Origin of the sequence: Photobacterium halotolerans DSM 18316, from assembly GCF_000425165.1 — a bacterium.
Lineage (GTDB): Bacteria > Pseudomonadota > Gammaproteobacteria > Enterobacterales > Vibrionaceae > Photobacterium > Photobacterium halotolerans.
Genome location: NZ_KE384322.1, coordinates 245,359 through 258,457, shown reverse-complemented (window position 1 = coordinate 258,457; position 13,099 = coordinate 245,359). Strand labels below are relative to the sequence as shown.

10 protein-coding genes are annotated in these 13,099 nt (G+C 55.1%); 8 read left to right on the top strand and 2 right to left on the bottom strand.

The window, feature by feature from the left end; translation table 11 throughout:
* Window position 1: 1 nt before the first annotated feature.
* Window positions 2–2,851 carry an excinuclease ABC subunit UvrA gene (uvrA, locus tag H511_RS0118945; protein WP_027253746.1) on the bottom strand — a complete coding sequence of 950 codons (2,850 nt, stop codon included), beginning with the start codon at window positions 2,849–2,851 and terminating at the stop codon, window positions 2–4.
* Between the two features lie 252 nt (window positions 2,852–3,103).
* On the opposite strand from uvrA, the gene H511_RS0118940 reads away from it, so the two are divergent.
* The gene (locus tag H511_RS0118940; protein WP_027253745.1) at window positions 3,104–3,643 is read left to right on the top strand and encodes a single-stranded DNA-binding protein; all 540 of its coding nucleotides are present in this window, start codon (window positions 3,104–3,106) and stop codon (window positions 3,641–3,643) included.
* Between the two features lie 82 nt (window positions 3,644–3,725).
* Here H511_RS0118940 and H511_RS0118935 read toward each other — a convergent pair whose 3' ends face one another.
* Window positions 3,726–4,640, bottom strand: a complete 915-nt coding sequence (locus H511_RS0118935; protein ID WP_027253744.1) for a LysR family transcriptional regulator — start codon at window positions 4,638–4,640, stop codon at window positions 3,726–3,728.
* Between the two features lie 199 nt (window positions 4,641–4,839).
* On the opposite strand from H511_RS0118935, the gene csrD reads away from it, so the two are divergent.
* The 7 genes from csrD (at window position 4,840) to H511_RS0118895 (ending at window position 13,096) form a co-directional block, all read left to right on the top strand.
* Window positions 4,840–6,783 (top strand): RNase E specificity factor CsrD, encoded by a 1,944-nt coding sequence (gene csrD, locus H511_RS0118930; protein ID WP_027253743.1) that lies wholly within the window; start codon window positions 4,840–4,842, stop codon window positions 6,781–6,783.
* Window positions 6,784–6,959: 176 nt separating this feature from the next.
* Window positions 6,960–8,408 carry a PilN domain-containing protein gene (locus H511_RS0118920; protein WP_237582907.1) on the top strand — a complete coding sequence of 483 codons (1,449 nt, stop codon included), beginning with the start codon at window positions 6,960–6,962 and terminating at the stop codon, window positions 8,406–8,408.
* Window positions 8,405–9,040, top strand: a complete 636-nt coding sequence (gspM, locus tag H511_RS0118915) for a type II secretion system protein GspM (protein WP_027253741.1) — start codon at window positions 8,405–8,407, stop codon at window positions 9,038–9,040. The genes H511_RS0118920 and gspM overlap by 4 nt, the downstream gene beginning before the upstream one ends.
* A complete protein-coding gene (locus tag H511_RS0118910; RefSeq protein ID WP_027253740.1) occupies window positions 9,033–9,356 on the top strand; it encodes a hypothetical protein in 324 nt (107 codons plus the stop codon). Before gspM ends, H511_RS0118910 begins: the two co-directional genes overlap by 8 nt.
* Window positions 9,357–9,373: 17 nt before the next feature.
* Window positions 9,374–11,044 carry a pilus (MSHA type) biogenesis protein MshL gene (gene mshL, locus H511_RS0118905; protein ID WP_027253739.1) on the top strand — a complete coding sequence of 557 codons (1,671 nt, stop codon included), beginning with the start codon at window positions 9,374–9,376 and terminating at the stop codon, window positions 11,042–11,044.
* Between the two features lie 4 nt (window positions 11,045–11,048).
* Window positions 11,049–11,891, top strand: coding sequence for an ExeA family protein (locus H511_RS0118900; protein WP_027253738.1), 843 nt, complete (start codon window positions 11,049–11,051; stop codon window positions 11,889–11,891).
* Between the two features lie 2 nt (window positions 11,892–11,893).
* Window positions 11,894–13,096, top strand: a complete 1,203-nt coding sequence (locus H511_RS0118895) for a tetratricopeptide repeat protein (protein ID WP_027253737.1) — start codon at window positions 11,894–11,896, stop codon at window positions 13,094–13,096.
* The last annotated feature ends 3 nt before the right edge of the window (window positions 13,097–13,099 follow it).

Sequence of the window (13,099 nt, the reverse complement as noted above, 5' to 3'; positions counted from 1 at the left end):
ATTATGCCTGCTGCTTTGCTGTTAATGCGGGCAGCAGGGGTTTGAGGAAGCGGGCCGTATGCGAACCGGCGACCCCGGCAACCTGTTCCGGGGTACCTGTCGCAATGATCTCGCCGCCACCGCTGCCACCTTCCGGTCCCAGATCAATGATCCAGTCTGCGGTTTTAATGACGTCCAGGTTATGCTCAATCACCACTATGGTATTACCGTGATCACGCAGTCGGTGCAGGACACTCAGCAACTGCTGGATATCATGGAAGTGCAAGCCCGTTGTCGGTTCATCGAGAATATACAGGGTTTTGCCTGTATCGCGTTTGGACAGCTCGCGCGCCAGTTTTACCCGCTGCGCTTCGCCGCCGGACAGCGTGGTCGCCGCTTGCCCCAGGCGGATATAGGATAGTCCGACATCCATCAGGGTTTGCAGTTTTCGGGCAATGGCTGGCACAGGATCAAAAAATACCCGCGCATCTTCCACCGTCATTTCCAGCACTTCATCAATAGACTGGCCCTTGTATTTCACTTCCAGGGTCTCACGATTGTAGCGTTTACCTTTACAGCTATCACAGGGCACGTAAACATCGGGCAGGAAGTGCATTTCCACTTTGATCACCCCGTCGCCCTGACAGGCCTCACAACGGCCGCCTTTGACGTTGAAGCTGAAGCGGCCCGGTTTATAGCCCCGTGAGCGGGACTCCTGGGTCCCCGAGAACAGCTCCCGGATGGGGGTGAAAATGCCGGTGTAAGTTGCCGGGTTAGAACGCGGCGTTCGGCCTATCGGGCTCTGATCGATGTCGATGACTTTATCGAAGTGCTCCAGCCCCTGAATATCCTCATAGGGTGACGGTTCGCCTGTGGTGGCTCCATTGAGTTTATGGTGAGCAATTTTGAAGAAAGTGTCGTTGATCAGCGTGGACTTGCCTGAGCCGGATACTCCGGTCACACAGGTCAGCAAGCCAACCGGAATCGACACATCGACTTTTTTCAGGTTATTGCCCGTGGCGCCCGTGAGCAGCACCGTTTTTGCCGGATCAACAGGCACACGTTCAACGGGCACTGCAATCTGTTTTTTGCCGCTCAGGTATTGACCGGTCAGGGAATCTTCCGAGTTCAGAATATCTTCCATGGTGCCTTCGGCGATGATCTGCCCGCCGTGAACACCGGCACCCGGGCCGATATCGATGATGTAATCCGCACTGCGGATCGCGTCTTCGTCGTGTTCGACCACCAGTACAGTGTTACCCAGATCGCGCAGCCGGGTCAGGGTGCTCAGCAGGCGTTCGTTGTCCCGCTGGTGGAGGCCGATGGAAGGCTCATCGAGCACATACATCACGCCGACCAGGCCGGCGCCAATCTGGCTGGCCAGGCGGATGCGCTGAGCTTCACCGCCGGACAGTGTTTCCGCACTGCGCGACAGGTTGAGATAGTTGAGGCCCACATTGACCAGGAAGGTCAGCCTGTCATTGATTTCTTTGAGGATTTTATCGGCAATCTGCGCACGCTGTCCTTCCAGTGTCAGCTCGGTAAAGAAGGTCAGCGCCTGGCTGATGCTCATTTCACTGATCGCCGGCAGGTTAGTGCTGTCGATGAAGACATGACGTGCTTCTTGGCGCAGCCGCGAACCGTGACAGCTGGCGCAAGGCTTGGTGGAAATGTACTTTACCAGCTCCTCGCGTACCGCGTTGGACTCGGTTTCCCGGTAGCGGCGCTCCATATTATTCAGAATGCCTTCAAACGGGTGACGGCGAACCGTCACATCGCCGCGATCATTAATGTATTTAAATTCAATATTTGTGGTGCCGGACCCCTGCAGCAATACGTTCTGTACTTTTTTTGGCAGGCTGCTGAACGGTGACTCAACATCAAAATCGTAATGTTCAGCCAGCGACGTCAGCATCTGAAAGTAGTAGTAATTGCGCTTGTCCCAGCCCCGGATGGCACCGCCAGCCAGACTCAGATCCTCGTTTTGGATCACCCGGGAGGGGTCGAAATACTGTTGCACCCCCAGTCCGTCGCACGTACCGCAGGCACCGGCCGGATTATTGAAGGAAAACAGGCGCGGTTCCAGCTCACGCATGCTGTAACCGCAATGCGGGCAGGCGAAGTTGGCCGAGAAAATCAGCTCGGCCATGTCATCGTCGTCCATGGCGCTGACGACAACGGTGCCGCCTGACAGCTCGAGCGCGGTTTCAAACGATTCAGCCAGCCGCTGCTGGAGGTCATCTCGCACTTTAAAGCGATCCACCACCACTTCTATGGTGTGCTTTTTGTGTAATTCCAGCGTCGGCGGATCGGACAGATCGCAGACTTCGCCGTCGATCCTGGCCCGGATATAGCCTTGCGCCGACAGGTTGGCTAAGGTTTTCAGGTGCTCGCCCTTACGCTCCTTGACGATAGGGGCCAGCAGCATCAGCTTGCTGCCTGCCGGCAGTGTCAGCACTTTGTCGACCATCTGGCTGACGGTTTGCGCGGCAAGGGGCACATCGTGAGTCGGGCAGCGTGGTTCGCCGACACGGGCATACAGCAAGCGCAGGTAGTCATAGATTTCGGTAATGGTACCGACCGTCGAACGCGGGTTGTGTGAGGTCGATTTCTGTTCAATTGAGATGGCAGGCGACAGACCTTCAATATGGTCGACGTCCGGCTTTTCCATCAGCGACAGAAACTGGCGGGCATAGGCCGACAGTGATTCGACGTAACGGCGCTGACCTTCGGCATACAGGGTGTCGAATGCCAGAGAAGACTTACCGGAACCTGATAAACCTGTGATAACAATCAGCTTATCCCGGGGGATAGTCAGGTTAATGTTTTTAAGGTTGTGGGTGCGTGCACCCCTGACTTCGATCTTATCCATAGTTGCAGTCATCAGCGCTTGAATAAATAGGATTGACATTATTGCATAGCCCTGAGGGGCTTAAAAGACTTGACTGTACAAAAACACAGTGCTTTGATCGTCTTTTATGCGTCCGGTCTAGACACGGGAAGCATGACGTAGCCCTATGACTCAGAGGGCAGCCCATGTTAAACTCGGCGATTAAGTATAAACTTTGAATGAGTGAAGGGTGTCATGATTGGCAGCCTCAACAGCGAAAACCTGGAGTGAACTATGGCCAGTCGTGGCGTAAATAAAGTTATCCTGGTAGGTAACTTAGGACAAGATCCTGAAATCCGTTATATGCCAAGCGGCGGTGCAGTCGCAAATATCACCATCGCGACTTCTGAAAGCTGGCGTGATAAAGCCACCGGCGAGCAGCGAGAAAAAACAGAATGGCACCGTGTTGCCTTGTTCGGCAAGCTGGCTGAAGTGGCTGGTGAGTACTTGCGTAAAGGCTCTCAGGTCTACATTGAAGGTCAGTTGCAAACCCGTAAGTGGCAGGATCAAAGCGGTCAGGACCGCTTCACGACCGAAGTGGTTGTGCAAGGCTTCAACGGTGTGATGCAAATGCTGGGCGGCCGTGCCGGTGGTCAGGGTCAGGGGGCCCCTATGGGTGGCCAGCAGCAGCAGGGCGGTTGGGGACAACCTCAGCAACCGGCTCAGCAGTCACAACAGCAAAACTATGCGCCTCAGCAGCAGTCTGCGCCTAAACAATCGCAGCCTCAGTACAATGAGCCGCCGATGGATTTCGACGACGACATTCCGTTCTGATCCATGGTTTACGGTTTCTTAAAAAAGCAGCGTTCAACGCTGCTTTTTTGTTGCCTGATAGCCAGTAACGGCACGATGCAGATTACTGAGACTGGGGGCTGGCTGACTGAAGCGTATGGCCGGGCGAGGCCTTCTGCTTAATAAAATCAATAAACAGCTTGGTTTTGGTGTGGTTGTAGTTGAGCTTAGGATAATAGGCGTAGGCGGCATTTAACGGTTGTTTCAGCTCAGGTAACACGGGGATCAGCAGGCCATTGCTGAGTTCGCGTTTGACTGTGTTCTCACCCACCAGAATTAATCCCATTCCAGCCACTGCAGCGGCGACCAGGGCTTCCGGGTTCTGGGTGGTAAAATTGCCCCGCAAACGCAGGCGGCGGTTATTTTCAAAGACATGTTCCTGCTCATGGCCATGACTGCCGAAGAGCAGGCAGTTATGCAGCGCCAGTTGCTCCGGAGTTTCGATGGCGGGCCTGTCTTCCAGATAACCGGGGGAGGCATAGAAGCCCGCCTGAAAACTAAAGAGTTTAGTGGCAATATAGCTGGTGGAGTTGAAATCAGTCAGCTCGCGGCTGATAAAAACATCAAGATTGAGATCCGGTAACTGGCCCGGGGTCACTGTGTGCAGCTCTACCTGGATATTGGGGTAGGTCTTTAAGAACTCGGCCAGGTAATAGACCAGCACCCGGCTACCTGTCGCCAGTGGGGCGCCAATGCGCAGCACACCCTGAACTTCACCGTAGGTGGAGGTGGTTTCTGCCAGTATCTGATGCCAGTCATCAAGTAAATGGACACTGCGCCGATAAAACACCTTGCCGGCGTCTGTGACGGTCAGATTACGTGTCGTGCGTTTAAGAAGCTGAACGCCCAGCTGTTTTTCTAGCCATGAAAGCCGTTTGGACAAGGCTGAACTTGAGGTGTTGAGGGCGCTTGCGGCCTGGGCCAGTGAGCCCTGCTCAACCACGGCGACAAAACTTTTGGTACAGGTAATCCAGTCCATATCTCTCCGCTTTGGGGGTTGCATGCTGCCTGGGCGGTGAGCCAAGTAAGGAAAGTGTCGGTCTGAGCACTGCAGTGTTTGAGAGCCGATGGTATTTTCCAGTATAAACAGGCGTTTTGGTTTTTATTGTTGTCTGTATCAGAGTTGACCACAGAGCCAGGCGGTTTGGAATTGTTTTTCAGATAAAGTTGGACCTTGCATGAGAAAAGCCTCAGGGATGAAGCTGACCAATAGACTGGTTGCTTTCGTGACCCTTATTGTCATTTGCGCCATGTTTGTCATTTTCATTGGCGGTGCTGTCAGTTTTCGTCAGCTCGGACAGGATTATCTGCATCATTATCTGGGCGGCGTGGTTGACGTTATCGACCAGGAAATGGCCGATCCGCAAGGATCGCAATCCCTGGCCCGCTGGCTGCCGAAATTACTCAAAGCCAGTAATGTGGTGTCGCTGGATGTCAGCAACGATGCCGGCTCTGTCTACCAGTTTCAGGGATTACAGAAAATCGATGATCCCAACATTCTTTATCATTCTGAATATCCGCTGACCCTGAACCCCGGTTACTCTGTCAGTATCGAGTCGGTGCCGCCTTATACCGAATTAACCTATTCGCTGGGGGCGATGTCTTCCATCAGCCTGGCGATCATGATCATTATTGCCGGTTTGATATGGGGCGTAAACTGGCTCAAGCGGCAGCTACAGGGCTCAGAGCTTCTCGAAGAACGCGGAAGAATGCTGCTGGCCGGTAAGCTGGATGATTTCGCCAAAGGCGCCGATCTGGAGTGGCCGGATACGGCAAGTCTGGCACTGGACAAGCTGATCTCTGAGCTGAAAGATGCCAGGCAGGAGCGCAGCCGCTTTGATACTTTCATTCGTACCCACACCTTTCTGGATCAACTGACGGGCTCGGCCAACCGGGTACTGTTCGACAGCCGCCTGCAATCTGTGGTTCAGGATCAGGATAACCATGGCGCAGTTATTTTAATCCGTATCGCCGACTGGGAAGAATTGCTGCTGGCAAAGGGCAAGATTGTGGCCGATGAACTGATTCAGGATGTCGGCATGGTGCTGTCGAATATGGTCCAGCGCTATCCGGACAGCGTGCTGTCCCGCTATTTTGACGCCGAATTTGCCATCATGCTGCTGCAACAGCCCAGTAAGGAGGTCAATCAGTTTGTGAATCAGCTGCTGAAAGGGCTGGAGCGGCTGACACCGTCCGCGCCATTGCAGCGTGAAAACTGGTGCCATATCGGTATGACCTATTTTGCCAGTGGCGAGCGGCGTGGCCGCATCATGGATGAGGCTGACATGGCGCTGCGCAGTGCGCAATTGCAGGGCACCAACAGCTGGTACGCCTTCCAGAAGGATGTGCTGGGAGAAGATACCCGGGGCAGCGTGCGCTGGCGGACGCTGCTGGATGCGGTCTTTAGTCAGGGCGGCCCGGCCCTGTACCAGCAGCCCGCTTATCTGTCCGGGGAAAAAATACCGCTGCATCGTGAATTATTGGCGAGGATCAATGACGAAAACGGTGTGATGATCAAAGCTTCCCGTTTCCTGCCTGCGGTTGAGCAGGTGGGTTTTAATGTGCGTATGGATAAACAGGTCATCAGCCAGGCGTTGGATCTGCTCAAAAATGGCCCGACGCTGGATAACTTTGCGATTAATGTCAGCATCGAATCTCTGCTGGATAAAGGGTTTATCCGCTGGTTCCGGGATGAATTGCTGCAAACCCCCAGACCGGTACTGAAACGGCTGAGTATTGAAGTGCCGGAGCGGAACCTGTCACGCCATATTGATGCCGTGCGCACCTTTCTCAAAATGGTGACGGGCCTTGGCTGCCGGCTGGGGGTGGATCAGGCCGGAAGAACCATAGTCAGCACGCACTATATCAAGGATGTCAACGTCCAGTATATCAAGCTGCACCGAAGCCTGATCCGTGAGATAGATCAGCGACAGGAAAATCAGTTATTTGTCCGGAGTATGCTCGGCGCCTGCGCTAATTCCGGTGTAGAGGTAATTGCTGTCGGGGTTGAAAACGACAGGGAATGGCAGGTGCTGCAGCAACTGGGGATTAATGGCGGGCAGGGGCGCTTTTTTGCCCCGGAGATGAGCGTGAGTCAAATGAGTAGCAAAAAGCGCAGATAATGTTATCTAAGTGGAATCCTTACATTTTTTACAGGATTTTCTCTATACACCATAAATTCCTGTCAGTATCATGGGTCAAATTATTGACAATAATGGTCAATTGCATGTCTTTGAAAATGTAAAAGTACAAGCGGGTTAAAACGAATAAAAAAGTAAAACGGGTTATTACCATGCTGATGAAAAAGCTCCTAAGCCGGAAAACTGTCAGTAAAGTGGCCAGTTTTGCTGTTTTCGAAGGGAAACTGACACTCGTCTGTCCGGCAGAAGACGGTAATGGCTGGATCAGTGACAGCGCGGAAGCCGCGTCACGTGAAAGCTGGACGTCTGCCATCGCGCAATTGATCAACACACACCAGTTAAACGGCTGCAGAATTCGTTTGGTACTCGGCCATGGCTTATATCAAAGCCTGGTCATTGATAAGCCGGCTTTACCCCGTCATGAACTGGCCAGTGCCTTACCGTTTCTGGTCAAAGATCTGGTGACTGAACCTCCCGCTAACCTGATCGCTGACGGGTTTGAAGAGCCAATCAAAAATAAACTGCAAGTGCTGACGGCGCAGCGTGCTCTGGTACAGCAACTGGTGCTGGCTTGCCTGGCTAATGGTTGTGAACCTGAACTGATCACTGTGGATGAAGTGGTGCTGGGCCAGGTGACGGCTGAAAAACAGAGCCAGCTGATCCTTCATTCCCGTCAGCATTCCGGTCTGCACCTGACCGCCTTCAAACAGCAGGTGATGTGTTTCCAGCGCCAGCTGCGTGGTTTTTCTCAGCCTCTGACTGGCCTGGAGCAGGCTGATCTGCAGATAGACGGACTGGCGCTTGAACTGCAGCGCTCCCTCGATTTCCTGAGTGCTCAACTGCGTGATGCCCCGATAACCCAGGTGCTGGTCAGCTGTGACAGCGATGATAATGAGCAACTGGCTGACGCATTGCGGCAGCGGCTCAATGTGCCCGTCGCGACAGTCAGCGGCGCGCCCGCCGAACTGACGGATTTTGATGCCCGCGTCGCCTGGGCCGCTCAGCTGCAGCAGCCATTAGTCAACCTGTACAGTGACAGCCTGAAACCGCAATCCAACTGGCTCACTCTGCCTAATTTAGTGGCTGGCTGGGCGGCGGGGGCTGTGGTGATCGGATCGCTGGCGGGTTGGCAAAGCTGGCAGGAATACAGGGCCACGCAATTGCTGGCACAGCAGCAAGCCCGGCTGACGCAAAAACAGACTGAACTGGATAACGCCAAAGCCGCGCTGGCCCGTCATCTGCCGAGTGAATTAAAAGTCAGACTGAGCGGCGAGCTGGAACAGCACCTCGCGGCCAAACAGGCCACGCTCAGGGCAATTGCCATGCACGATAACAGCCTGCAAGCCGGCTATGCCAAGATGTTGCAGCAACTGGCGCAGGCTGCCAGTCAGGATATTTCAGTGAGCCGCATCCACGTACAGGGTCAGCAACTGGATCTGGAAGGCGTAGCCAGGCATCCCAATGCGGTACCCGGCTGGCTGCAGAGTTTTTCCCGTTATCCTCAGCTGGCCGATCGCCGTTTTGAAGTCATGTCCCTCGGCAGAAATGAAGAGAACAGAGTGACCTTTATGTTGCAAGCACAACGCAAAACAGAGGCAAAGCCATGAACATCTGGGTATCTCTCGTTACCCGGTTTGAGCTGCTTAACCGGCGCGAACAGTGGCTGGTGGCGGTAACGGGCTGGCTGATGCTGATACTGGCCGGTTATCAGTTTTTACTGGAGCCCATCCAGCAATCCCTGACATCGGTGACAAGGCAGCAGCAATCGGTACAGGCCAGCATGATCAAAAACGACGGTGAGCTGATCCGGATTCAGCAGCAGCTGAACGCTGATCCCGATCAGGTGCTGGATGAACAAATCCGCCAGTTGCAAGACAGTAACGCCCGGCTGGATACAGAACTCAAAGAGCGTGTTGCCAGCCTGGTGACCCCGGTTCAGATGGCTGCTTTGATGGATCAGGTACTGCAGCACTCCCAGCGTCTGACGCTGGTGTCGCTGGAATCTCTGCCGCCAGCGCAGCTGATAAACGGTGAGGATGCCGGTTATTACATTCATCCTATCCGGCTGACCTTGCGTGGCCGTTACTTTGATTTGGTGAATTATTTGCAACAGCTGGAAGCGCTGCCGGTGAAATATTATTGGCGAAGCCTGGATTATCAGGTAGATAAATACCCGCTCTCCGATATACAGCTGGATGTATACACGCTGGGTGAAAGTAAGGACTTTATCGGTGGTTAGACAATTATTCCCTCTGCTGCTGCTTGCCTTGTTCAGCACAGCAACCCTGGCCGAAAGCGATCCGACCGCCCCGCTGGGATGGCAGGCGCCATCGGTAAAGAAAACAGTGACACAGCGCCTGCCTTCACTGGAAGGGATCGTTTGTCCGGAACAGGATCAGTGCAGCGTTATTTTAAATAGCCAGGTGGTGTTACCGGGTGAGACGATCAGCGGTTATACCCTGAAAGCCGTCGACGGAGAGACCGTCATTCTCCAGCGCGGCAGCCGGCAATGGCGTCTGGCTCTGTATAGCGAAGACATAACAATCAATGAATAATAAAAGTGAATTCTGATATGCGCTTATTGTTAATTGGGATGGCAACAACCTTGCTGGCGGCCTGCTCTGCAAACATGGGGCACAATAAACCGGTTGAGGTGCAGCAAGCCTTGAATCAGGCTAAGAATGAGGCTCAGAGGCGGCCGCTGACTGACTTGCCATCGGCAGTCAGTGCTGATCTGATGCCCAGCCTGAGCCGTTCCGGCTATGGCAGCAGCAGGGCCTACGAGCGGCGGTTTCGTGTCAATGCCCGCGCTGTGGACGCCCGCGCCTTTTTCTCCAGCCTGGTTCGGGGTACGGCCTTTAATATGGTGATCCACCCTGAGGTCAGCGGCCGGGTCACGCTCAGCCTGCAGGATGTGACCTTAGATGAAGTACTGAACGTGGCGTCGGATATCTACGGTTATGATATCCAGCGCAAGGGCAATATTATTCAGGTCTTCCCAGCCACATTGCGCACGGAAGTGATCCCGGTGGATTACCTGCAGTTGCAGCGGCGTGGCCTCTCTCTGACATCCCTGACCACAGGCTCAATCAGCAGCCCGGATAACAGTACCGACAATCAGTCTGACAATCGCCGCAATACCAGCAACGACGACTATGACGACAACCGTAACCGCGGCAGTAATAACGGTGACCGCTCATCGTATTCCACGGGCGGCACCCGGATTGAAACGCGGTCCGACAGTGATTTCTGGGGCCAGCTGCAAAAGGCGGTTCAGGCCATGATAGGAACGGGGCAAGGGCGCAGTATTGTGGTGTCGCCGCAGGCCAGCCTGCTGACAGTGAAAGCGTTTCCGAATGAACTGCGCGAAGTGCGTGAGTTTCTCGGCGTCTCGAAAAAGCGTCTTCAGCGTCAGGTGGTGCTGGAGGCCAAGATCATGGAAGTGACCCTTAACGACAGTTATCAGCAGGGCATTAACTGGAGCAACATTACCAAAACCATAGGCGGGACCGGTATTATTTTTGGCCGCACCGGGCCAGATAATTTGCCCGGTGGCAGCGAGATTGCCAATTTGCTGGGCGGACAAACCAATATCACCATCTCAGATGGTAATTTCTCGGCGGTACTGAGTTTTCTGCAGACGCAGGGCGATCTGAATGTGCTGTCCAGCCCGCGGGTCACTGCCGCCAATAACCAGAAAGCCGTTATCAAAGTCGGCGGCGATCAGTATTTCGTTACCGAAGTGGCTGGCGGGGAAGCGGTGACAGATGGCGGTGTGGCCTCGCCGGAAGTGGTGCTGACGCCTTTCTTCTCGGGTATTTCACTTGATGTGACACCTCAGATTGATGATGACGGCGGCGTCCTGCTCCATGTTCATCCCACTGTGGTCGAAGTCACGGAGGAAGTGAAGGAAATTGCCCTGGGTGACACCTTTGGCACCTACAGCCTGCCGCTGGCCCGAAGCTCAGTACGTGAGTCTGATTCTGTGATTCACGCCAGTAGCGGTGATGTGGTGGTGATTGGCGGTCTGATGAAATCGTCGCTGAAAGATCAGCAGACCAAAGTCCCTTTGCTTGGCGATATTCCCGGCCTTGGCTATTTGTTCCGCAACATCAATAAAGTCCAGACCAAAACCGAGCTGGTGATTTTGCTTAAACCCACAGTGGTGGGCGATCAGACTTGGCAGCAGGAAATTGAACGCTCACGGGCGCTGGTTGAGAAATGGTTCCCGGACCAAGGATAAACCCATGTATCTGTCGCACTTCGGATTTAAACAGTTCCCTTTCCGGTTAACGCCGGATACCGGGCTGTTTCATGCACTGCCGCCGCATTTGGAAGCGATCAGAATGACCCTGTCTGCCCTGGCGATGGGGGAAGGATTTATCCAGATCTCGGGGGAAGTCGGGACAGGGAAAACCCTGGTCTGCCGGATGCTGGTCCGGCAGCTGCCTGCCCGGTATGACCTGGCTTATCTGCCGACACCGGCCATGAGCGGGCGGGAATTACGGGCGGCGCTGGCCAAGGAGTTGGGATTGCAGCCGGACGGTGACAGCCTGACACTGACTGAATCGCTGCACCAGTCACTGATCGAACGCAAGCGCGGCGGACGCACTGTTGTGGTGTTGTTAGATGAAGCCCAGGCGCTGCCTGATGAGGCGCTGGAAGCCTTACGGCTGCTGGGCAATCTGGAAACGGAACAGGAAAAACTCTTGCATATTGTACTGCTTGGTCAGCCTGAGCTGGATGAGCGACTGGCTTCCCCGCAACTGCGCCAGTTCCGCCAGCGCATTACCTTTCGTGCCGTGCTGCGGCCGCTGGATATGGCAGAAACCGCGTCCTATATCGAGCATCGGCTGAGCAAAGCGGGCGGCGAGCCAGGGCTGATGCCGTTGGCCCGGCAGAAAGAAATCTGGCACGCCAGTGGCGGTATCCCCAGACTGGTGAACCAGTTGTGCCATAAAGCCTTGATCGTTGCCTGTAGCGCGGGGGATGACACTGTCAGCCGCAAAGCGGTGCAGGCAGCGATCACAGATACACAAACCGCGCGCCAGCCGCGCTGGCACTACCCTGTGCTTTGGGGATGGAGCTGAGCATGAGTGAAGTCAATAAAATGCTCAATAGTTTGAGCCAGAGCCAGGCACCGCAGGAGACACCTGAGCTGAAGCCTGTCCGGGTCAAACCTCTGCCTGAGACCTTGTGGCCGCGCTGGCTGCTTGCCGGATTGCTGATCACAGTAGCGGCAGGCGCCACAGGCTGGTGGTTCGGGCACAGTCGCGCCGAGAGCCGCTCAGCGGCTGAGATTACGCGGGTAAAAGCAGAACAGTTATCTTCCTCGGCGGCTTTGAAACCGGAGCCGGATCCGGTCGGGGATTTTCTGCACGCCAAGGCCAAACCCGCTGCCGAGACAGCACCTGTTATCCAGCAGCCAGACAGCCAATCGGTAAAGGCCAGTCAAACCAAGGCTGCCGTGCTGCCAGTCGTGAAAAAAGCACCCGTTGCGCCGATCGCCAATCAGCCAGATGCCACACCTGTGGTTAAACCGGCTGCGGTGCCAGCTGTTTCCCGCGCTGCCGCCCCTGTGCGCGCTGCGCAAACGGCACCGGCGGCTAAGGCGGTCACTGACGACACAGAGAGCCAAACCACCGGCACAGCCACGGCAATGGCCGAACTCGTTGCAGAGGGGGAATCCGGCTTATCTATCGAAAGCATTGCCCTGTCGCCAGAGCAGCTTGCCCGGACAGATTACGATAAGGCCATGAAAGCCTTAGCTGAAGGGGACACGCTCAAGGCCACGAATTACCTGAAATCGGCGCTGGAATACCAGCCCGCCTGGATTGATGCCCGCCAGCGTTTGTCAGCGCTGTACTACGGCCGCGGAGATGTCAGACGTGCGATGCTGACACTGCAGCGGGGACTGGCCAAACAGCCCGATCAGCAGGACTTGCGCCTGACGATGGCCAAGCTGCTGACCCAGGAATCGCAGCCGGAAGTGGCGCTGGATGTGCTCAGCGAATTGCCGCCGCAGCCTGGCAGTGAGTTTCTGGCCTTGCGCGGTGCGCTGGCCCAGCAGCTCAACAATCAGCCGCTGGCGCTGAGCAGTTATCAACAGCTGGTGGATGCCGAGCCGTTCGACGGACGCTGGTGGCTGGGGCTGGGGATCGCCCTTGAGCGCAGCCAGGACAAGGCCAAAGCCGTCGCAGCCTACACGCAGGCGCTGAAGCTGGGACAGGTGTCCGGCCAGTCACAGCAGTTCATTCGCCAGCGTCTTGCCGCATTAAAGACACAGGAGGGCTGAACA

What these genes read in the sequence shown, in the direction of transcription:
- uvrA (WP_027253746.1), bottom strand. Translation starts at nt 2,851, where the DNA reads ATGGATAAGATCGAAGTCAGGGGTGCACGCACCCACAACCTTAAAAAC.
- H511_RS0118940 (WP_027253745.1), top strand. Translation starts at nt 3,104, where the DNA reads ATGGCCAGTCGTGGCGTAAATAAAGTTATCCTGGTAGGTAACTTAGGA.
- H511_RS0118935 (WP_027253744.1), bottom strand. Translation starts at nt 4,640, where the DNA reads ATGGACTGGATTACCTGTACCAAAAGTTTTGTCGCCGTGGTTGAGCAG.
- csrD (WP_027253743.1), top strand. Translation starts at nt 4,840, where the DNA reads ATGAGAAAAGCCTCAGGGATGAAGCTGACCAATAGACTGGTTGCTTTC.
- H511_RS0118920 (WP_237582907.1), top strand. Translation starts at nt 6,960, where the DNA reads ATGAAAAAGCTCCTAAGCCGGAAAACTGTCAGTAAAGTGGCCAGTTTT.
- gspM (WP_027253741.1), top strand. Translation starts at nt 8,405, where the DNA reads ATGAACATCTGGGTATCTCTCGTTACCCGGTTTGAGCTGCTTAACCGG.
- mshL (WP_027253739.1), top strand. Translation starts at nt 9,374, where the DNA reads ATGCGCTTATTGTTAATTGGGATGGCAACAACCTTGCTGGCGGCCTGC.
- H511_RS0118900 (WP_027253738.1), top strand. Translation starts at nt 11,049, where the DNA reads ATGTATCTGTCGCACTTCGGATTTAAACAGTTCCCTTTCCGGTTAACG.
- H511_RS0118895 (WP_027253737.1), top strand. Translation starts at nt 11,894, where the DNA reads ATGAGTGAAGTCAATAAAATGCTCAATAGTTTGAGCCAGAGCCAGGCA.